General features: G+C 67.0%; 19 protein-coding genes. 12 read left to right on the plus strand and 7 right to left on the minus strand.

What is annotated here, in order from left to right; all coding sequences use genetic code 11:
• Nucleotides 1-95 precede the first annotated feature (95 nt).
• From Q0O97_RS15820 to trpA, 3 genes are all read right to left on the minus strand, one after another.
• Nucleotides 96-548: a hypothetical protein gene (locus tag Q0O97_RS15820; RefSeq protein ID WP_294931538.1), complete on the minus strand. Its 453-nt coding sequence runs from the start codon at nucleotides 546-548 to the stop codon at nucleotides 96-98.
• Between the two features lie 35 nt (nucleotides 549-583).
• Entirely contained in the window at nucleotides 584-1315 is a 732-nt protein-coding gene (locus Q0O97_RS15825) for a molecular chaperone DjiA (RefSeq protein ID WP_294931541.1), read from the minus strand.
• Nucleotides 1316-1394: 79 nt separating this feature from the next.
• Nucleotides 1395-2204, minus strand: a complete 810-nt coding sequence (gene trpA / locus Q0O97_RS15830; RefSeq protein ID WP_294931544.1) for a tryptophan synthase subunit alpha — start codon at nucleotides 2202-2204, stop codon at nucleotides 1395-1397.
• A 138-nt stretch (nucleotides 2205-2342) separates the two neighbouring features.
• On the opposite strand from trpA, the gene ychF reads away from it, so the two are divergent.
• Nucleotides 2343-3440 carry a redox-regulated ATPase YchF gene (gene ychF / locus Q0O97_RS15835; RefSeq protein WP_294931547.1) on the plus strand — a complete coding sequence of 366 codons (1098 nt, stop codon included), beginning with the start codon at nucleotides 2343-2345 and terminating at the stop codon, nucleotides 3438-3440.
• 124 nt (nucleotides 3441-3564) lie between these two features.
• Here the strand turns inward: ychF and Q0O97_RS15840 are convergent, their stop codons facing one another.
• The 3 genes from Q0O97_RS15840 to Q0O97_RS15850 form a co-directional block, all read right to left on the minus strand.
• Complete coding sequence (locus tag Q0O97_RS15840; RefSeq protein WP_294931550.1) at nucleotides 3565-4554, minus strand: PRC-barrel domain-containing protein; 990 nt, start codon at nucleotides 4552-4554, stop codon at nucleotides 3565-3567.
• A gap of 285 nt (nucleotides 4555-4839) precedes the next feature.
• A complete protein-coding gene (gene purL, locus Q0O97_RS15845; RefSeq protein WP_294931553.1) occupies nucleotides 4840-7023 on the minus strand; it encodes a phosphoribosylformylglycinamidine synthase subunit PurL in 2184 nt (727 codons plus the stop codon).
• A 275-nt stretch (nucleotides 7024-7298) separates the two neighbouring features.
• Complete coding sequence (locus tag Q0O97_RS15850; RefSeq protein ID WP_294931556.1) at nucleotides 7299-8204, minus strand: LysR family transcriptional regulator; 906 nt, start codon at nucleotides 8202-8204, stop codon at nucleotides 7299-7301.
• A 232-nt stretch (nucleotides 8205-8436) separates the two neighbouring features.
• On the opposite strand from Q0O97_RS15850, the gene Q0O97_RS15855 reads away from it, so the two are divergent.
• The 7 genes from Q0O97_RS15855 to Q0O97_RS15885 all read left to right on the plus strand — a co-directional run bounded on the left by Q0O97_RS15855 (nucleotide 8437) and on the right by Q0O97_RS15885 (nucleotide 14295).
• Nucleotides 8437-9249, plus strand: a complete 813-nt coding sequence (locus tag Q0O97_RS15855) for an aspartate/glutamate racemase family protein (RefSeq protein WP_294931559.1) — start codon at nucleotides 8437-8439, stop codon at nucleotides 9247-9249.
• A gap of 50 nt (nucleotides 9250-9299) precedes the next feature.
• On the plus strand, nucleotides 9300-9749 hold the full coding sequence (ccmE, locus tag Q0O97_RS15860; RefSeq protein WP_294931562.1) for a cytochrome c maturation protein CcmE: 450 nt from the start codon (nucleotides 9300-9302) through the stop codon (nucleotides 9747-9749).
• A gap of 105 nt (nucleotides 9750-9854) precedes the next feature.
• Nucleotides 9855-10466 carry a holin-associated N-acetylmuramidase gene (locus Q0O97_RS15865; RefSeq protein WP_294931567.1) on the plus strand — a complete coding sequence of 204 codons (612 nt, stop codon included), beginning with the start codon at nucleotides 9855-9857 and terminating at the stop codon, nucleotides 10464-10466.
• On the plus strand, nucleotides 10457-10960 hold the full coding sequence (locus Q0O97_RS15870; protein WP_294931570.1) for a holin family protein: 504 nt from the start codon (nucleotides 10457-10459) through the stop codon (nucleotides 10958-10960). The genes Q0O97_RS15865 and Q0O97_RS15870 overlap by 10 nt, the downstream gene beginning before the upstream one ends.
• 114 nt (nucleotides 10961-11074) lie before the next feature.
• Complete coding sequence (locus tag Q0O97_RS15875) at nucleotides 11075-13042, plus strand: heme lyase CcmF/NrfE family subunit (RefSeq protein WP_294931573.1); 1968 nt, start codon at nucleotides 11075-11077, stop codon at nucleotides 13040-13042.
• A gap of 5 nt (nucleotides 13043-13047) precedes the next feature.
• The gene (locus Q0O97_RS15880; RefSeq protein ID WP_294931594.1) at nucleotides 13048-13503 is read left to right on the plus strand and encodes a cytochrome c-type biogenesis protein; all 456 of its coding nucleotides are present in this window, start codon (nucleotides 13048-13050) and stop codon (nucleotides 13501-13503) included.
• Nucleotides 13504-13524: 21 nt separating this feature from the next.
• Nucleotides 13525-14295: an enoyl-CoA hydratase-related protein gene (locus tag Q0O97_RS15885; RefSeq protein ID WP_294931575.1), complete on the plus strand. Its 771-nt coding sequence runs from the start codon at nucleotides 13525-13527 to the stop codon at nucleotides 14293-14295.
• Nucleotides 14296-14301: 6 nt separating this feature from the next.
• Here Q0O97_RS15885 and Q0O97_RS15890 read toward each other — a convergent pair whose 3' ends face one another.
• Complete coding sequence (locus Q0O97_RS15890) at nucleotides 14302-15027, minus strand: NUDIX hydrolase (protein ID WP_294931578.1); 726 nt, start codon at nucleotides 15025-15027, stop codon at nucleotides 14302-14304.
• 130 nt (nucleotides 15028-15157) lie between these two features.
• Between Q0O97_RS15890 and Q0O97_RS15895 the strand changes: the two genes are divergently transcribed.
• The 4 genes from Q0O97_RS15895 (at nucleotide 15158) to Q0O97_RS15910 (ending at nucleotide 20508) form a co-directional block, all read left to right on the plus strand.
• Nucleotides 15158-15688 (plus strand): isochorismatase family protein, encoded by a 531-nt coding sequence (locus Q0O97_RS15895; protein WP_294931581.1) that lies wholly within the window; start codon nucleotides 15158-15160, stop codon nucleotides 15686-15688.
• 87 nt (nucleotides 15689-15775) lie between these two features.
• Nucleotides 15776-17227: a xylulokinase gene (gene xylB / locus Q0O97_RS15900; RefSeq protein ID WP_294931585.1), complete on the plus strand. Its 1452-nt coding sequence runs from the start codon at nucleotides 15776-15778 to the stop codon at nucleotides 17225-17227.
• Between the two features lie 230 nt (nucleotides 17228-17457).
• Entirely contained in the window at nucleotides 17458-19872 is a 2415-nt protein-coding gene (gene lon / locus Q0O97_RS15905) for an endopeptidase La (RefSeq protein WP_294931588.1), read from the plus strand.
• Between the two features lie 189 nt (nucleotides 19873-20061).
• Complete coding sequence (locus tag Q0O97_RS15910; RefSeq protein WP_294931591.1) at nucleotides 20062-20508, plus strand: universal stress protein; 447 nt, start codon at nucleotides 20062-20064, stop codon at nucleotides 20506-20508.
• The last annotated feature ends 61 nt before the right edge of the window (nucleotides 20509-20569 follow it).

Consider the following 20569-nt stretch of genomic DNA (forward strand, 5'->3'; position numbering starts at 1 on the left):
GGCCGTCGTCGACGAACTGATCGAAAACAGAATGAACAGGGAGTGAGGGGAACGCCCCGGACGGATGCCTGCCGCGAGGCGGCGGGCACCTTTTCTCAAAGCTCGATTTCTTCGCCCGGCATCCGGTCATCCGGCAGGGGGTCGGGATCGGGCTGCGATTCGGGGTCGGCCAGGTCCTGAAATTCGCGGCTGACAGGGGGCGGGGGCGGCGCATCGGCCTTGCGGCGGATCAGGATATCGCCGTTTTCCAGCCGCTCGGGCCGCTGGTAATGGCGCAGGTCGTCCATCAGCTTGCCCGCATCTTCAAGCAGGGGCGCCAGTGCCTGCATCCGCCCGCCGAGTTCGCGGCCAATGGCGTCCATATGCGGCTCGACATCGCGGAAAAGATCGCGCAAGAGCGATTCCGCCCCGCGTTCCAGCATGCTGCCGAAGCCGTCCTCGCTTTCCTGGCCCGCGGGCGGGCCGTCCTGCGCCGGGGGCGGCTGATATCCTTGCGCGGCGACGCCAAGGGGTGCGAGCAGGGCAAGGGCGAACAGGGTTTTCTTCATCGGATCGCCTCATCTGTGAGCGGTTGGGCGGGTCGTCAGGCTGGCTGGCACGGCTGGCCCGAGCCATGCATGGCACGGAAGCTTTCCCATGCCTCGTTCAGCGCGCGGGTGCGGGCCTCGGCAAGGCGCACGGCCTCGGGCGGCAGGCCGCGGGCGATGGCGCGGTCGGGATGGGATTCGCGGATCAGCTCGCGCCAGCGCTTGCGGGCCTCGGGCAGGGGGGTGTCGATGCAGACGCCCAGGATGTCGCAGGGCAGGCAGGTGCTGTTCGGATCGTGGCGGTTGCGCGCGGCCAGCACCTGCGCGGGCGAGACGCCGAGGATGCGCGCCACCTCGTCGATGAAGGCGATTTCGGCATCATGCAGCGCGCCATCGGCCAGAGCGATGATGAACAGCCCCTCGATCAGGTCTTGCAGCACGGGATCGCCCGGCGGGAACATGCGCGCGACGCGCCCGGCCCACAGCTCGAACCCGGCGACATCCTGGCGTGCAAGGTCGAAGACGCGGGCGGCGTTCCTTTCCTCGGACCTCGGGATGACGAAGACGCGGCGAAAGGCGGATACCTCGGAACGCACGACCCGCCCGTCGGATTTGGCCAGCTTGGCGCCAAGCGCGATCACAGCGATGGTGAAGGCGACCGAGCGTTCGGGGGGCACGGCCTCGCGCCGGCCCCGCAGCAGCGCCGTCAGCCCGTCGGCAATCCGCTGCCAGAAGCTGCGCGGCTTCGGCAGGGGGGCGGTGTCGGGCAGGGGCGTTCGCTGATCCATCGCGGCCAGATTACCCCGATTTCCCCCCGCAGGCCAGAGAGGGCGCAGAACCGTGATCGCCGCGTTTCAGGCAGGCGTTTCAGGCGTCCTGCAACTGCCCATGCGCGCCCCTGGCCAGGTTGCGGACGAAGTCCAGCACCTCGGGGACCGGGCGGCCCTCGCCGATCAGCTTGACGATGGCGCTGCCGACGACGCAGCCATCGGCGACGCTGGCGATGGAATGGGCGGCCTCGGGGGTCGAGATGCCGAAGCCCACGACGACGGGCAGGTTCGCGGCCTCGCGGATGCGGGCGACCTCGGGGGCGACCTGCGCGGCATCGGCGGCGGTCGAGCCGGTGATGCCGGTCACGCTGACGTAATAGACAAAGCCGCTGGTATTGGCCAGGACGGCGGGCAGGCGCCGGTCGTCGGTGGTGGGCGTCGCAAGGCGGATGAAGTTCAGCCCGGCCTGGCGCGCGGGGATGCACAACTCGCTGTCTTCCTCGGGGGGCAGGTCCACGACGATCAGCCCGTCGATACCGGCCCCGACCGCCTCGGCCAGAAAGCCCCCGACCCCACCGGGGCGGGCATAGATCGGGTTGTAATAACCCATCAGCACGATCGGCGTGCGGTCGTCCTGCTTGCGGAATTCGCGCACCATGTCCAGCGTGCGGGTGACGCTGCCGCCCGCCTGCAAGGCGCGCTGGCCCGCCGCCTGGATCGTCGGGCCGTCGGCCATCGGGTCGGTGAAGGGCATCCCCAGTTCGATGATGTCCACGCCCGCGCCGGGCAGGCCGCGCATGATTTCCAGCGCGGTGTCGTGGTCGGGGTCCGAGGCCATCATATAGGTGACGAAGGCCTTGCCGCCGCTTTCGGCAAGCCGCTGGAATGTGTCGTCGATTCTGGTCATGGCCGTTCCCTTGCTTTCCGGTCCCAGACCTATCCCGGCTTGGCGGCCAGATCAACGTCATCCGCCGGACGACGCGCTTACTGGACTTGGGCCGCGCGCAGCCCTAGATAGCGGCAACGCAGCTTGAAGGGAAAGATCATGGGTTTTCGCATGGGGATCGTCGGCCTGCCGAATGTCGGCAAATCGACGCTGTTCAACGCGCTGACGCGCACGGCGGCGGCTCAGGCCGCGAATTTTCCCTTTTGCACCATCGAGCCGAACGTGGGCGAAGTGGCCGTTCCCGACCCGCGGCTGGACCAACTGGCCGCGATTGCGGGCAGCAGGCAGATCATCCCGACCCGCATGACCTTCGTCGATATCGCCGGGCTGGTCCGCGGCGCCAGCAAGGGCGAGGGTCTGGGCAACCAGTTCCTTGCCAATATCCGCGAGGTGGACGCCATCGCCCATGTCCTGCGCTGTTTCGAGGACGGCGACATCACCCATGTCGAAGGCCGCATCGACCCCGTGGCCGATGCCGAGACCATCGAGACCGAGTTGATGATTGCCGACCTGGAAAGCCTGGAAAAGCGGCTGGCGAACCTGCAACGCAAGATCAATTCGGGCGACAAGCAGGCGAAAGAGGACGCGCGCCTGATGCAGGCCGCCAAGGCCGCGCTGGAACAGGGGCAGCCCGCCCGCACCGTCGAGGTGGCCGAGGACGACCGCAAGGCGTGGAACATGCTGCAACTGCTGACCGCCAAGCCCGTGCTGTATGTCTGCAACGTCGAAGAGGACAAGGCCGCCACCGGCAACGCCCAATCCGCCCGCGTGGCCGAGATGGCCGGGCGGCAGGGTGCGGGCCATGTCGTGATCTCGGCCCGGATCGAGGAAGAGATCAGCCAGCTTGCCCCCGACGAAGCGACGATGTTCCTTGAGGAACTGGGCCTGTCCGAGGCGGGGCTGGACCGGCTGATCCGCGCGGGCTACGAGCTGCTGGGCCTTCAGACCTATTTCACCGTCGGCCCGAAGGAGGCCCGCGCCTGGACCATCCGCAAGGGCACGCTGGCCCCGCAGGCGGCGGGCGTCATCCACGGCGATTTCGAGCGCGGCTTCATCCGTGCCGAAACCGTGGCCTTCGACGATTACGTGGCGGGCAACGGCGAGGCGGGCGCGCGCGAGGCGGGCAAGTTCCGCGTCGAGGGCAAGGGATACGAGGTCAAGGACGGCGACGTGCTGCATTTCCTGTTCAACGCCTGAACCGGCCTTGGATTGGAAAGAAAATTTTTGAAAAGACAATGGATTACGATACAAATTTCATTCATTGTATCAACAGGAAAGACGGCCGGGACAACCGGCCGCCTTTTTTGTTCGGGCAGTTCGATCAGCCTTCGTGGGCGGGCATCGCCTCAAGCTGTTCGCGGGTCAGCCCGGTCTGGACGCGGGCGGTGCCGTCGGCGTCGCGGGTGACGATCAGGTCCTCGATCGGCAGGGCGACCGTGTGCGAACCCATCCCCAGGAAGCCGCCGACATCGACCAGCGCATGGGTGATCTCGCTGTCGCCTTCCAGCACCAGGTCGTTCACGCTGCCGATGGATTCGCCGGTCGCGTCGTAGACATCCGCGCCTTGCAGGTCGTCGGCGGTGGGCGTGACCGGCTCGGCTGCGGCTGCCGGATCGTCCGCCGTCATGGCCGGGGCGTCGGTGCCTGCCGGGTCGTTGACGAAAACGCCGTCCTCGGCCACCGGATCGCCCGCCCAGGTGCGAACCTCGTAACCCGTCGAAAGCTGGTCGTCGGACCATTCCGGCAGGGTTTCAAGCTGATCGCGGGTCAACTGGGCGACGACGAAGAAGTCGCTCAGATCCTCGGGCGTGTCGGTGTCGGCAACGAAATAGAGTTGGTCCAGATCGACGCTGACCGTGCGCGAGCCGATGCCCAGAAAGCCGCCCACATCGATCAGGACGCCCCGGATCGCACCGTCCTGCGTCAGGATGATGTCGTCGATCTCGCCCACGCTTTCCCATTGGTCGCGGCCGGAAATGAAGGTATCGCCGCTGGTCCAGCGCGCCGAGGGATCGTCCCACGCGACCGTATCCCCGCCGGGCGCGGTTTCACGCAGCGCGACGACCGCGTCGGGGTCCAGCGTGTAAAGCGTCATGCCGGTGAAGGTCGAGGCGCGGAATGCGGGAACATGGCCGTCGGCCAATTGCGAGGCTTCGGGGGCCACGGCTTCGGCCTGGGTTTCGTCCAGAACCGCCGCATCCGCCGAGGTTTCGCCGGCGGGGGGAATTTCGGCGGGTGCGTCGGCGGTCTGCGCAAAGGCGCCGCTGGCCAGGACCACAGACATGGCGGTGGTCATCACAAGCTTTTTCATCGTTTATCCTCCGATTTTCGTAAACCCATATTGGGGACGGGGGGACAACAAACGGGGCGCGAGGATGTTCCTGAATTTTTTCGAGAGGTTTCAATAATTTTTAATAAAAACAATATTTTAAAATGGAAAACGAGCCCTTCGGCGGGCAATGCGCCGCAGGGACCGGGCAGGGCCTCCGCCGATGCGGAACCCGTTGCGGATCCCAACACGCGGCACCGGCGCGGGTTCCTTTTCAAAACGAAAAAGGCCGCCCGGATGGCGGCCTTTCCCCTTTATGGGCAGGGATCAGTGGTCCAGCCCGACCCGCTGGACAAAGCTGCCCCGATAGAGGTCCGACAGCGCCGACAGGGGCGCGCTGTCGCCGCCAAGATCGACCCGGTCGCCCCCGAAGCGGCCAGGGTTGGCGATGGGGATGCCCGCATCGCTGGCGGCTGCCATGATCGCGGCGGCTTGCGCGGGTGCGGCGGCGACCAGATAGCGAGCCTGGTCCTCGCCGAAAAGCTGGGCGATGTCGGTGCTGTCCAGCGTGACGCCGATGCCGGCGGCCTCGGCCATCTCGAAGGCGGCCAGCGCAAGGCCGCCGTCCGACAGATCGGCTGCCGCGCGCAACCGGGCGCGTTGGGACAGCAGGAATTCGCCGTGGCGGCGCTCGGCGGCCAGGTCGACCTCGGGCGCGTCGCCGGATTCGATGCCGAAGGCCTCGGCGGCCAGCGCGGATTGTTCCAGATGGCCGCGCGTTTCACCGATGACCAGCAACAGGTCGCCCGCCTGCGGCAGGCCGCCGATGATGTGGTCCAGATCGTCGATCAGCCCGACGCCGCCGATGGTGGGGGTGGGCAGGATGCCCTTGCCGTCGGTTTCGTTGTAAAGCGAGACGTTGCCCGAGACGATGGGGAAGTCCAGCGCCGTGCAAGCCTCGCCGATGCCCCTGATCGCGCCGACAAGCTGGCCCATGATCTCGGGCTTTTCGGGATTGCCGAAGTTGAGGTTGTCGGTCGCGGCCAGCGGGCGCGCGCCTGCGGCGATCAGGTTGCGCCATGCCTCGGCCACGGCCTGCTTGCCGCCGCGATAGGGGTTGGCCTTGACGTAGCGGGGCGTCACGTCGCTGGTGAAGGCCAGCGCCTTGGCCGTGCCGTGGACGCGAACGACGCCCGCGCCGATACCGGGGCGGCGGATCGTGTCGGCGCCGACCTGGGTGTCATACTGTTCCCACACCCATGATTTATGGGCATAATTCGGGCTGCCGATCAGCGCGCGCAGCGCCGCGACGGGGGTGATTTCGGGCAGGGGCGCTGCCGCTGCGGCGGGCGGGGTTTCGATCCAGGGACGGTCGTATTCCGGCGCGCTGGACGACAGCCTGGACAGCGGCAGGTCCGCCTTGATCTCGTTGCCGTGGGTGATCAGGAAGCGGTCCTCGGCAATGGTTTCACCGACGATGGCGAAGTCGAGATCCCATTTTTCAAAGATCTCGCGGGCTTCGGCCTCTTTCTCGGGCTTCAGGACCATCAGCATGCGTTCCTGGGATTCGGACAGCATCATTTCATAGGCCGTCATGCCGGTTTCGCGTTGCGGCACATGGTCGAGGGTCAACTTGATGCCAAGCCCGCCCTTGTCGCCCATCTCGACCGCCGAACAGGTCAGCCCCGCAGCCCCCATGTCCTGAATGGAAATCACGCTGTCCGTCTGCATCAGTTCCAGACAGGCTTCCAGCAGGCGCTTTTCGGTGAAGGGGTCGCCGACCTGCACGGTGGGGCGCTTTTCCTCGATCGTGTCGTCGAATTCGGCGCTGGCCATGGTCGCCCCGCCGACGCCGTCGCGCCCGGTCTTGGCGCCCAGGTAGACGACCGGCATCCCCACGCCCGAGGCGGCGGAATAGAAGATCTTGTCCGCATCGGCCAGCCCGGCGGCAAATGCGTTCACAAGGCAATTGCCGTCATAGGAACGGTGGAAACGAACCTCGCCGCCCACGTTCGGCACGCCGAAGGCATTGCCATAGGCGCCGATGCCCTCGACCACGCCCTTGACCAGATGCGCGGTCTTGGGATGCTCGGGCCGCCCGAAGGACAGCGAATCCATCGCAGCGATTGGGCGCGCGCCCATCGTAAAGACGTCGCGCAGGATGCCCCCCACGCCGGTCGCGGCGCCCTGATGCGGTTCGATATAGCTGGGGTGGTTGTGGCTTTCCATCTTGAAGACCACGGCCTGCCGGATTCCCTGTTCATTGGCGCCGATATCGACCACGCCCGCATTCTCGCCGGGACCGCAGATCACCTGGGGGCCGGTGGTGGGCAGGGTGCGCAGCCATTTCTTGGACGACTTGTAGGAACAATGTTCGTTCCACATGGCGCTGAAGATGCCAAGCTCGGTGAAACTCGGCTCGCGCCCGATGATGTCCAGAATGCGCTGGTATTCATCCGGCTTGAGGCCGTGCGCTGCGATCAGATCCTCGGTGATCCTGGGTTCGGTCATCGGAAATGCCTCATTTGCCGAAAGTTACCGCCTTTTAAGCGGGGCCGGACCTTTAGGGAAGGGGCACGGCCCCCGTCGCGGCGGCAAACCTGCGGCAAGGGCAAAAAAAAGCCGGGCTAAAAAGCCCGGCAAAGTCCAACAGGGAGGTTGAAGTTGATGAGACTTTCGTCAGATCATCCCCTTCGACGCCTGAGATATGGGCAGTTGCCCGATGGTTCAAGCCCAAACATGCGGCAGCGCAGCATGACAGCCATGCGTCCAGCGAATGGCAGCAGTCACTTGATGCCGAGTTCGGCGCGGCTGCGGCGCATTTCCTGGATCTCTTCCAGCACGAAATCGCGGAAGGCCGACACCCGGCGCGAGGTGCGCAATTCCTCGGGGAAGGCCAGGAAAACCGGCACTTCGGTCGATTCGATCTCGGGCAGCACACGGGTCAGGTGCGGGAAGTCGTGAACGAGATAGTCGGGCAGCACGCCCACGCCGACATGGTTCAGCACCGCCTGCAAGACGCCGAAATAGCTGTTGACCATCAGGGTCGAGGCCGAGTTCTGCTCAAGCACCTTGCGCACCAGCACCGCGCCCGAACTGACCTGCGGCGATTGCGGATTCTGGCAGATGAGGCGCAGATCGGCCATGTCCTCGAGCCGTTCGGGGCGCCCGGCCTTGGCCAGATAGTCCGGCGTCGCATAAAGGCCCATGCGGATGTTCAGCAGCCTGCGGCGGATCAGGTCCTGCTGGTTGGGTTCCTTCATGCGGATGGCCACGTCGGCCTCGCGCATGGGCAGGTCCAGCACGCGCTCTTCCAGGATCAGGTCGATCTTCAGGTCGGGGTAGCGTTCGTAAAGCTTGGCCAGGCGCGGCACCAGCCACATGGTGCCGAAGCCGGTGGTGGTGGTCAGCTTCAGCTCGCCATAGACATGTTCCTCGCTGTCGCGGATCCGGGCGGCGGTGGTGTCCAGCTTGCGCGCGATGGACGAGGTCGCCTCGAACAGCAACTCGCCCTGTTCGGTCAGGATCAGCCCGCGTGCGTGGCGGTGGAACAGGGTCGAGCCAAGCGAATCCTCGAGCGCGCGGATCTGGCGGCTGACGGCCGATTGCGACAGGTGCAGATGCTCGCCCGCGTGGGTGAGGCTGCCGGCATCCGCCACGGCGTGAAAGATTCGCAGCTTGTCCCAATCCATGATCTTTGCTTTCCCGAGAAATCAGCCATGCGTTCCGCGCAACCCTTATCACAGTCCGGCGTTCTGGCAATACGGCGGGGCCGCGGAAAGGGCGAGATCGGTCACAGGTGTTGACCTATGGCCGGGCGCCGGCTTTGATCCGATATCTCTGTATCACGCGGCGGAATGACATGAATCATGGAAATGCCTGCCCGGCCATCGTAAGAGGCGCCCATGACATGCGGAGGTGCCGATGGCGGTGGGGGTCTTTGATTCGGGTCTGGGCGGGCTGACGGTCCACAAGGCGATCGCGGCACGGATGCCCGAGCTGCCGCTGGTCTATTACGGCGACAATGCCCATGCGCCCTATGGGGTGCGCGATGCCGACGATATCTTTGCGCTGACCTGCAAGGGGGTCGAACGGCTGTGGGACGAGGGTTGCGACCTGGTGATCCTGGCCTGCAACACCGCCAGCGCCGCGGCACTTCGCCGCATGCAGGAAACCTGGCTGCCGCCGGGCAAGCGGGTGCTTGGCGTCTTCGTTCCGCTGATCGAGGCGCTGACCGAACGGCAATGGGGCGACAACTCGCCCCCGCGCGAGGTGGCGGTCAAGCATGTCGCGCTGTTCGCCACCCCCGCGACCGTCGCCAGCCGGGCCTTCCAGCGCGAACTGGCCTTTCGCGCCATCGGCGTCGATGTCGAGGCGCAGCCCTGCGCGGGCGTCGTCGATGCGATCGAGCAGGGCGACGAATTGCTGGCCGAGGCGCTGGTCGCGAGCCACGTCGAGGCGCTTCGCCGCCGCATGCCCCATCCGCAGGCCGCGATCCTGGGTTGCACCCATTATCCGCTGATGCAGGCGGCCTTCCAGCAGGCGCTGGGTCCCGATGTGGCGGTCTATTCGCAGGCGAGCCTCGTCGCCGAAAGCCTGGCCGACTATCTGCAACGCCGTCCCGAATTCGTGGGACCGGGCAGGCGCCCGGCCTTCCTGACCACGGGCGACCCGGTGAAGGTGTCGGGCAAGGCCACCCAGTTCCTGCGACAAGTCATCAGCTTCCAAAGCGCCTGAAAACCCCTATCTTGTCCCTTGACACGCCAGTACATAGCCGGATCCGAGCCATGAAAAGCCTCAAGAAGACCCGCCGCATCCAGATCCTTGTCGCGGCAGCCCTGTCGCTGCTGACTGCCACGGCGCTGGTGGGCTATGGGTTCCGCGACGGGATCAACCTCTATCGCACGCCCAGCCAGGTGGCCGAGGCGGCACCCGATCCGGGGGAATATTTCCAGTTGGGCGGGCTGGTGATGGATGGCTCGATCGCCGAGCGCGAGGGCGTGGAGTTCGATTTCGTCATCACCGACGGCGTGGCCGAGATCCCCGTGAGCTATGTCGGCCGCGACCCGCGCCCGGACCTGTTCGCGGAAGGGGACGGCACCATCGTCAAGGGCTATTACCGCGGCGGCAGGTTCGAGGCGGACAACCTGCTGGCCAAGCATGACGAGAATTACATGCCCAAGGAGGTCATCGACACGCTGAAGGAAACCGGCGTCTACGTCGACCCGAATGCCTGAAACCCCGACGCCCCAAACCCGCATACCCGACGCAACGCGCGCAGGGTTAACCAAGGATTAACGCGGCTGCATCACCCTGTCGTCCTTTGCAAGATGGGGGCGATCATGAAGACAGTGCAGCAGATCGCGGCGGAAATCGTCGCGCGCGAAGGGGGGTTCGTCAACGACCCCGACGATCCGGGCGGGGCGACGAAATACGGCGTCACGCTGGGCACGATGCGCAGGCTGGGGCTGGACCTGACGCGGGACGGGCGCATCGACGTGGCCGATGTCCGCGCGCTGACGCGCCAGCAGGCGCAGGAAATCTTTGTCGAGCATTACTTCCGCAAGCCGGGGCTGGCCGAACTGCCCGCGCCGCTTCAGGCCAGCGTCTTCGACATGTATGTGAACGCAGGCGCCAATGCGGTGAAGATCCTGCAACGGCTGGTCACGCGCATGGGGTTCGCGGCCAAGGACGACGGCATCATCGGACCCAGGACGCTGGCGGCGGCGCGGGATGCGGCGCAGGCGGCGCCGGACCACATCGCCGACGCCTATGGAATCGCGCGGCGCAATTACTATTACGCGCTGGCCGACGCCCGTCCCGCCAGCCGCAAATACGCGCGCACCACGACCGGCGCCAAGGGCGGCTGGATCACGCGGGCCGAGGAATTCATCGCCGCCCGCTATCACCTGACATTGGCAGAACATCGCATGAGGGTCGCGAAATGGGCATGATCAGCCGCTTCATCGGGCTTGGGCCGGGGGTCACTGCGGTCGGCAATGCCGCAACCAACCTGGCCGAGGTCTTTACCCAGAACCAGACCCGCCGGATGGAACTGGACGAGGAAGCCTATGCCCGCGCCATCACCCAGATGGCGGCCGAGTTCGCAGCGCCTCGGGGCGGGTTTTTCGACCAGTTGGTGAATGCGATGAACCGCCTGCCGCGCCCGATCCTGACGCTGGGGACGCTGGGCCTGTTCGTCTATGCGATGGCCGAACCGCATGGATTCGGCCTGCGCATGCAGGGGCTTGCGCAGATACCGGAACCGCTGTGGTGGCTCTTGGGCGCGATCATCAGCTTTTACTTCGGCGCGCGAGAGGCGCATTATTTCCGCTCGCGCAGCTTCGTGCAGGCGGCGGCGCAAAAGGGGGAACCGGCGGCGGCGCCCCCCGAGGGCGACGATTTCGCCGACAATGCCGCGCTGCGGGACTGGGCCGCGCGGAATTGAAGCGGCGGCGCGGGGGCAAGGCGTCCCCGCGCCGGCTGTGACCATCTGACCCAACGCCGGGACTGGTGGCGGAAACGCGCTGCGGTTATCTTGCCCCAAATACGGAGAAGCAAGATGATCGCAGAGATCGGCCACTTCACATTGATCCTTGCCTTCGCGCTGGCGATCTTCCAGACGGTCGTGCCGCTGGTTGGGGCACACAAGGGCTGGACATCCTGGATCGAAAGCGCGCGCCCGGCGGCGCTGGCGCAGTTCGGGCTGGTGACGATTTCCTTCATCGCGCTGACGATCGCCTTCGTCACCTCGGATTTCTCGGTCGCGCTGGTCTTCAACAACTCGCATACCGACAAGCCGATGCTCTACAAGATCTCGGGCGTGTGGGGGAACCATGAAGGTTCGATGCTGCTGTGGGTGCTGATCCTGGCGCTGTTCGGCGCGGCGGCGGCGCTGTTCGACCCGAACCTGCCGCCCAAGCTGCGCGCCCGCGCGCTGGCGGTGCAGGCCTCTGTCGGGGCGGCCTTCTACGCCTTCATCATCTTTACCTCGAACCCCTTTGCGCGCTTCGCTGTCGCGCCGTTCAACGGGCGCGACCTGAACCCGCTGTTGCAGGACCCCGGCCTGGCGTTCCATCCGCCGTTCCTGTATCTGGGCTACGTCGGCCTCAGCATGGCCTTCAGCTTCGCGGTCGCCGCCCTGATCGAGGGGCGCGTGGACGCTGCATGGGCGCGCTGGGTCCGTCCCTGGACGCTGAGCGCATGGGTGTTCCTGACCATCGGCATCGCGCTGGGGTCGTGGTGGGCCTATTACGAACTGGGCTGGGGCGGCTTCTGGTTCTGGGACCCGGTGGAAAACGCCAGCTTCATGCCCTGGCTGCTGGCGGCGGCGCTGCTGCACTCGGCCATCGTCGTCGAAAAGCGCGAGGTGCTGAAAAGCTGGACGATCCTGCTGGCGATCATGGCCTTCGGCTTTTCGCTGATCGGGACGTTCATCGTGCGCTCGGGCATCATCACCTCGGTCCACAGCTTCGCCAGCGACCCCGAGCGGGGGACGTTCATCCTGATGATCCTGGCCTTCTTCGTCGGCGGCGCGCTGGTGCTTTACGCATGGCGGGCCAATGCGATGCAGGCCAAGGGGCTGTTTGCGCCGGTGTCGCGCGAAGGCGCGCTGGTGATCAACAACATCCTGCTGGCGGTTTCGGCCTTCGTGGTCTTTGTCGGCACGGTCTGGCCGCTGATCGCGGAAATGGGCTGGGGCGCGCGGCTGTCGGTCGGGCCGCCCTTCTTCAACAAGGCCTTCACGCCCTTCATGGTCGTGCTGGCGATCATCCTGCCGGTGGGCGCGATCCTGCCGTGGAAACGCGGCAACCTGCGCCGCGCGATGCGGCCCCTGCGCGGGGCGCTGGTCTTTGGGGGCGCGGTGGCGGTGCTGGTCTTTGCCGTCTCGACCGGGAATTCGGGGCTGGCGGTCGTCGGCGCCGGGTTGGGAAGCTGGCTGATCGCGGGATCGGTGGCCGACCTTTGGCTGCGCACCGGCAATTCCGGCTGGCCGCGCCTGCTGCGCCTGCCGCGTGCCGACTGGGGCAAGGCCGTCGCCCATGCCGGGCTTGGCGTGACCTTCATCGGCGTCAGCCTGCTGATGGCCTGGGAGCTTGAGGATATCCGCGTGGCCGAGGTCGGCGACACCTTCCCGGTGGGCCGCTACCAGGTCACCCTGACGGGGGTCGAGGACGTGCAGGGGCCGAATTACCTGTCGACCGTGGCGACGATGCAGGTGGCCCGGGACGGCCGCCAGATCACCACGCTCTACCCCGAAAAGCGCGTCTACCCGGTGCAGGCCATGCCCACGACCGAAGCCGCGATCCGCAGCGGTCCCTTCCGCGACATCTACCTGGTGATCGGCGATCCGCAACCGGGTGGAGGCTGGGCGGTGCGCAGCTATATCAAGCCCTTCGCCTTCTGGATCTGGCTGGGGTCGGGGCTGATGTCGCTTGGCGGGCTGATCTCGCTGACCGACCGGCGCTATCGCGTGGCAGCGGGGGCGCGGCGCGCGGCGCCCGCTGCCCGGCCCACCCCGGCGGAGTGACGATGATGCGCGCGATCCTGCTTTGCCTTTCGCTGCTGATGGCCATGCCGGCATGGGCGGTCCAACCCGATGAGATCCTGCCCGACCCCGCGCTGGAAAGCCGCGCGCGCGATCTGTCGCGCCAGTTGCGGTGCCCCGTCTGCCAGGGCGAATCCATCGACGATTCCAACGCGCCGATCAGCCGCGACCTGCGCCTCTATGTCCGCGAAAGGCTGGTCGCGGGCGATACCGACCAGCAGGCCATCGACGCCGTGGTGGACCGTTATGGCGAGTTCGTGCTGTTCGAGCCGCGCGCCAGCGGCATGAACTGGGTGCTGTGGCTGGCCGGCCCCGTGATGGCGCTGACCGCCCTGCTGATCGGCTGGGTGTTCCTGCGCAGTCGCAGGATGCGCAACGAAACACCCCCCGAGGACTTGACCGAGGCCGAGCGAGAGCGGTTGAACAGCATCATGCGCGACTGAACCGCGCGGACAGGGGGGACAATGGCCTACGAGACGATCGGAATCGGGCATGACGGCGGCGTGACGACCATCACATTGAACCGCCCACAGGTGATGAATGCCTTCAGCACCCGGATGCGCGCCGAGATCACCGCAGCCTTCACCGCGCCGCCCGAAGGGACGCGCTGCATCGTGCTGACCGGGGCGGGGCGTGGGTTCTGCTCGGGTCAGGACCTGGGCGACAGGGATGCGGCGCGCGACCTGCAAGGCGTGTTGCGCGACGAATACGAGCCGATGATCCACGCCATCCGCAACGCGCCTGCGCCGGTGATCGCCGCCGTGAACGGCGTGGCGGCGGGGGCCGGGGCCAATATGGCGCTGGCCGCCGATGTCGTGATCGCCGCCGAATCGGCCAGCTTCGTGCAGGCGTTCACGCGCATCGGCCTGCTGCCGGATGCGGGCGGCACCCATGTCCTGCCGCGCCTTGTCGGCCAGGCCCGCGCGATGGGGGCGATGCTTTTCGCCGATGCGATCCCGGCCCGTCAGGCGGCGGATTGGGGGATGATCTGGCAGGCCGTCCCGGATGCGGATTTCGCCGCCATCGTCGCCGCCCGCGCGCGCCAGCTTGCGCAGGGACCGACGGCGGCCTTCCTGGCCGTGCGGCAGGCCGTCGCGCGCTCTGCCGAGCAGGGCTTTGCCGAACAGCTTGCGCTGGAGGCCGAATTGCAGGGCAGGCTGGGCCAGAGCCACGATTTCCGCGAAGGCGTCGCCGCCTTTCTGGACAAGCGCGCGCCGCGTTTCCGGGGGAACTAGCGCGCCTCAGGCCAGATGCATGAAGCGGGGGGCCGGACCGCGGTTGTCGAAAAAGGGCACGGCCTCGGGTTCGGACAGCGGCGCGCTGCCCGCCCGGTGCAGCATCCCGTCCAGTTCGGCCAGGATGATCTCGGTGATGAAGGGCAGGTCCAGCTTGCGCGCCTCGGCCAGGGCCACCCAGTGGATATTCGACAGCTCGTCGCTGGCGCGCGAGAAGTCGCGCGGATCACCGTGGATCATCGCCGTATCCAGCAGGAAAAAGCGCGTGTCGTAGCGGCGCGGCAGGTGCGGCGGCGTGATCGCGCGGAACATGTAGATCAGCCCCGAAGGGTCGGGGCAAAGCCCGCCCTGCGCATATTCGGGCCATGTCGCCGGACCCGCGCAGCCGCAAAGCAGCCCGGTTTCCTCGGCCAGTTCGCGCAGCGCGGCGGCGGCAAGGCCCTGCGGGGTCGCGGGCGACCCGTCGCGCGGCTCCAGCGCAAGGCGGCGGGCGGTCTGCGGCGGCAGGGCACCGGCAAGGCCCGCCTGCGAATCGCCCGCGTCCAGCGCCCCGCCCGGAAAGACGAATTTCGAGGGCATGAAGGCCGCCGCCTTGCCGCGCTGGCCCATCAGGACGCGGGGACCATCGGCGCCGCGGTCCAGCACAAGCACGCTTGCCGCGTCGCGCACCGGGATATCGCCGGGGGGCGCGGGGCGCTTTTCGTCCGGCGTTGCCAGGCCCGCATCATTCATCGCGCATTCCTTTTCTCTGCCCGGCGGGAAGGATAATCGGGGCGGCGGCGAAAGGCAAAGCCGCCGACGCGGCTTGCCCTCGCGTCGCGAAATCCGCAAGATCGGCGGGGCAGGAAGGAAAGGCCAGCCCATGAACCCCATCGACCCCGACAACTCGGTGCTGATGCTGATCGACTTTCAGCAGCGCCTGATGCCCGCCATCGACCGCGCGCAGGACCGTATCGCCAATGCCGCGCGCCTGCTGGCCGCCGCGCGGCTGCTGTCGCTGCCTGCCGTCCATACCGAGCAGAACCCCCGCGGCCTTGGTCCCACCGTGCCCGAACTGGCGCCCGAAGGCCCCGCGCTGGCCAAGATGAGCTTCGACGCGCTGGCCGAGGACCACATCGCGCAGGCGCTGCCGCCTTCCGCCGCGCTGGTCGTCGCGGGGTGCGAGGCGCATATCTGCGTCATGCAGACCGTCCTGGCCGCGCTGCGTCAGGGGCGGCGGGTGCATGTCGTGGCCGATGCGGTGGGTTCGCGCAGCCCGGAAAACCACGCGGCCGCGCTGGCCCGGATGGCGGCGGCGGGCGCGGATGTCGTGACGGTGGAAATGGTCCTGTTCGAATGGCTGCGCAGCGCCGGACACCCCGCCTTCCGCCAGGTCGCCGCACTGATCCGCTAGCGCGCGCAGGACCGGCGGCGGGCTTTGCAAAGGGGCCGGAAATATCGCATGAAACCGGACGTGAGACGCTGACGAAAGGGATGGCGCATGTTTCTGGGCATCGACCTTGGAACCTCGGGCGTGAAGGCGCTGCTGATGGACGAGCGCCAGCGGGTCGTCGGATCCTTCAGCCAGCCGCTGACGGTCGCGCGCCCCCATCCCGGCTGGTCCGAGCAATCCCCCGCCGACTGGATCTGGGCCACGCAGGCCGCGCTGGACGGGCTGCACCGTGAACATGGGCTGTCCGGGGTCGCGGCGATCGGGCTTTCGGGGCAGATGCACGGCGCGGTCGCACTGGACGCGGCGGGCGAGGTGCTGCGTCCCGCCATCCTGTGGAACGACAGCCGCGCCCATGTCCAGGCCGCGCGGCTGGACGGCGACCCGGTCTTTCGCCGCATCTCGGGCAATATCGTCTTCGCGGGCTTCACCGCGCCCAAGCTGGTCTGGATGGCGCAGCACGAACCCGAGTTGTTCGCGCGCATTGCCACCGTCCTGCTGCCCAAGGACTACCTGCGGCTGTGGCTGACAGGCGAGCGGGTGGGCGAGATGTCGGACGCCTCGGGGACGAGTTGGCTGGACACCGCGGCGCGGCGCTGGTCGCCTGAACTGCTGGCCGCCAGCGGGATGCGGGCCGACCAGATGCCCGCGCTGGTCGAAGGGGCCGAGGTCTCGGGCCACCTGCGCGCCAGCCTTGCGCAGCGGTGGGGCATGGGCCGGGTCGTGGTCGCGGGGGGTGCGGGCGACAATGCCGCCAGCGCGGTCGGCGCGGGGATCACGCGACCGGGGCAGGGGTTCGTCTCGCTTGGCACCTCGGGGGTGCTGTTCGCGGCCTCGGACCGCTATCTGCCGATGCCGGAAAGCGCCGTTCACGCCTTTTGCCACGCGCTGCCGGGGCGCTGGCACCAGATGGGGGTGATCCTGTCGGCCTCGGCCGCGCTGGAGTGGCTGGCGGGCCTTCTGGGCGATGCTCCGGCGGCGCTGACGGGCGGGCTTGGGCCGTTGCAGGCGCCGGGGGAGTTGGTCTTTCTGCCCTATCTGTCGGGCGAGCGCACGCCCCATAACGATGCCTTCCTGCGCGGGGTCTTTGCCGGGCTTTCACCCGCGAGCGACCGCGCCGCACTGGTGCGCGCGCTGCTTGAGGGCGTGGCCTTCGCGCTGGCCGACAACCTTGCCGCGCTGCGCCGCGCCGGGGCCAGCCCGCAGGCGCTGCTGGCGCAGGGCGGGGGCGCGCGTTCGGATTATTGGCTGGGGGCGATCGCGACGGCGCTGGACATCCCCGTGCTGTTGCCCGAGGGCGGCGATTTCGGCGCGGCCTTCGGGGCGGCAAGGCTGGGCCTGATCGCGGGGACCGGCGCCAGCCCGGACGAGATCTGCGCGACGCCCCCCATCGCGCGCGAGATCGCCCCCGACCCGGCCCTGCGCGACGCCTTTGCCGCCGCACAGGCGCGCTTTCGCGATTTGCTGCCCGCCGCGCGCCAGCCCGCCCCCGCACCGAATTGATGCTGGCCTGGTGACACAATCCTGTTAAAATGCGCATGAATTTCGGGCGATTCCACGGCGGGAACCGAAGAAAAACCAACACAGGCAGGGGCGGCCATCCCATTCTTGAGAACGACCAGCGAACATCAAGCCATTGAACCGCTTTGCGCCGCTGCCTATCTAAGCCGTCAGCAGGGAATGCGCGCTGCCGCTGATGGGGCCGCAATCCTTGGCGAGAAAGGACTGATAACATGAACGAATTCGCCCAAACCACCCATCCGGTCCTGCCCCTGCGGGACATCGTGGTGTTTCCGCACATGATCGTTCCGCTGTTCGTGGGACGTGAAAAGTCGGTCCGTGCGCTGGAGGCGGTGATGGAACAGGACCGTCCCATCCTGCTGGCCGCGCAGAAGGATGCGGCGGTGGACGAACCCGACAGCGACGGCATCTTCGTCACCGGGGTTCTGGCCAATGTGCTGCAACTGCTCAAACTGCCGGACGGCACCGTCAAGGTGCTGGTCGAGGGGCAGCAGCGTGTCCGCATCACCGGCTTCGTGCCCAATGACGACTATTTCGAGGCCTCGGCCGAGCCGCTGGCCGAAACCCTGGGCGAGGATGAGACGCTTCGCGCCCTGACCCGCACCGTCGCCGAAGAGTTCGAGCGTTACGTCAAGGTGCGCAAGAACATCCCCGAAGAGGTCATCAACGCCGTCGGCGAGGCCCGCGAGCCTGCCCGCCTGGCCGATCTGGTCAGCGGCCATCTGGGCATCGAGGTCGCCAAGAAGCAGGACCTGCTGGAGACCCTGAACGCGGCCGAGCGGCTGGAGAAGGTCTATGGCCTGATGCAGGGCGAGATGTCCGTCCTTCAGGTCGAGAAGAAGATCAAGTCGCGCGTCAAGAACCAGATGGAAAAGACGCAGCGCGAATACTACCTGAATGAGCAGATGAAGGCCATTCAGAAGGAATTGGGCGAGGGCGAGGACGGCAGCAACGAACTGACCGAACTGGAAGAAAAGATCGCCGCAACCAAGTTCAGCAAGGAAGCCCGCGAAAAGGCCGAGGCCGAGCTGAAGAAGCTGAAATCCATGTCGCCCATGTCGGCCGAGGCGACCGTCAGCCGCAATTACCTGGACTGGCTGCTGGCCCTGCCCTGGGGCGTGAAGTCGCGCACCCGCAAGGACCTGACGGCGGCGGAAAAGGTGCTGGACGCCGATCACTACGGGCTGGAAAAGGTCAAGGAACGCATCGTCGAATATCTGGCGGTGCAGAACCGTTCGGCCAAGCTGAAGGGGCCGATCCTGTGCCTCGTCGGCCCTCCGGGCGTGGGCAAGACCTCGCTGGGGCGCTCGGTCGCCAAGGCCACGGGGCGCGAATTCATCCGCATCAGCCTTGGCGGCGTGCGGGATGAAAGCGAGATCCGCGGCCACCGGCGCACCTATATCGGCTCCATGCCCGGCAAGATCATCCAGGCGCTGAAAAAGGCCAAGACCACCAACCCGCTGATCCTGCTCGATGAAATCGACAAGATGGGGCAGGACTTCCGCGGCGATCCGGCCAGCGCGATGCTGGAGGTGCTGGACCCGGAACAGAACGCGACTTTCGTGGACCACTATCTGGAAGTGGAATACGACCTGTCGAATGTCATGTTCCTGACCACGGCCAACAGCTACAACATGCCGGGGCCGCTGCTCGACCGGATGGAGATCATCCCGCTGTCCGGCTATACCGAGGACGAAAAGCGCGAGATCGCCCGCCAGCACCTGCTGCCCAAGCAGATCAAGGCCAACGGCCTGCGCAAGGGCGAGTTCGCGATGACCGACGACGCGCTGACCCATGTGATCCGCTATTACACGCGGGAAGCCGGGGTCCGTTCGCTGGAGCGCGAGATCGCCAAGCTGGCCCGCAAGGCCGTGACCGAGATCCTCAAGGGCAAGGTCAAATCGGTCGAGGTGACCCCGGAAAAGGCCGAGGAATACCTGGGCGTGCGCCGTCACCGCTACGGGCTGGCCGAACAGGACGACCAGGTCGGCGTGGTCACGGGTCTGGCCTGGACGCAGGTCGGCGGCGATCTGTTGCAGATCGAGGCGCTGCGCCTGCCCGGCAAGGGCCGGATGAAGACGACCGGGAAACTGGGCGACGTGATGAAGGAATCGATCGAGGCGGCGTCCAGCTTCGTCCGCTCGATCGCGCCGGAAATCGGGGTGAAACCGCCCGAATTCGACAAGCGCGACATCCACGTCCACGTCCCCGAGGGCGCCACGCCCAAGGACGGGCCGTCGGCGGGTATCGCGATGGTCACCTCGGTCGTGTCGGTGATGACCGGCATCCCCGTGCGCAAGGACGTCGCCATGACGGGCGAGGTCACGCTGCGCGGCAATGTGCTGGCCATCGGGGGCCTCAAGGAGAAACTGCTGGCCGCGTTGCGCGGCGGCATCAAGACCGTGCTGATCCCGGCGGACAATGAAAAGGACCTGGCCGAGATCCCCGCGAACGTGAAGGAGGGGCTGAAGATCATCCCCGTCTCGAACGTGCGCGAGGTGCTGAAGCAGGCGCTGGTGCGGACGCCCGAAGCCGTCGAATGGGACGAGGTGGCCGAAGAGGCCGCCGAGGCCAGCCGCCTCGCCGCCAGCCGCGACCAGGGCAGCGGATCGACCATCGCCCACTGACCAACAGGACGCGCGGAAGGCTTTGGCCCCCGCGCGTTTTTTTCTGGCCGGCCGCGGCTGTCCGTCATGCGACCAAGCGCCGCGTTGGCCGCCATCGTCATTTTCGTGGCGCCTGCCGGATCAAGGGCCTATCATGCAGATATCCACGGGCAGCCCTTTCGCCCATCACCTTCAAATCGGAGGAATACCATGCCGCATCACATCCTGATCTCGACCGACGGCTCGGAAATCGCCACCAAGGGGCTGGACCACGGCCTGTCCCTGGCGAGGGACCTTGGCGCGAAGGTCACCATCGTCACCGTGACCGAATTCCTGCCGACCCGCATCCGCGGCGAAGGCGTCTGGGTCGCGACGCCCGAGGTCCTGGAAAGCTACGAGGCCAGCCAGCGCGAACTGGCCGCCGAGGTGCTTGATGCCGCCAAGGCCGCCGCCGCCAAGCTGGGGATCGAGGCCGAGACGGTCCATGTCCCCGATTCCCGCCCCGCCGAGGCGATCATCGAAACCGCGAAATCGCAGGGCTGCACGATGATCGTCATGTCCTCGCACGGACGGCGCGGGATTGGGCGGCTGTTGATGGGCAGCCAGGCGCAGGAAGTGCTGTCCCACAGCCCGGTGCCGGTTCTGGTGGTTCGCTGACCCCGACTGGCCGGGCGTAAGAAAAGGGGCCTTTCGGCCCCTTTTTTCACAGCATCGCGAC

Source organism: uncultured Paracoccus sp., assembly GCF_945915435.1.
GTDB lineage: Bacteria > Pseudomonadota > Alphaproteobacteria > Rhodobacterales > Rhodobacteraceae > Paracoccus.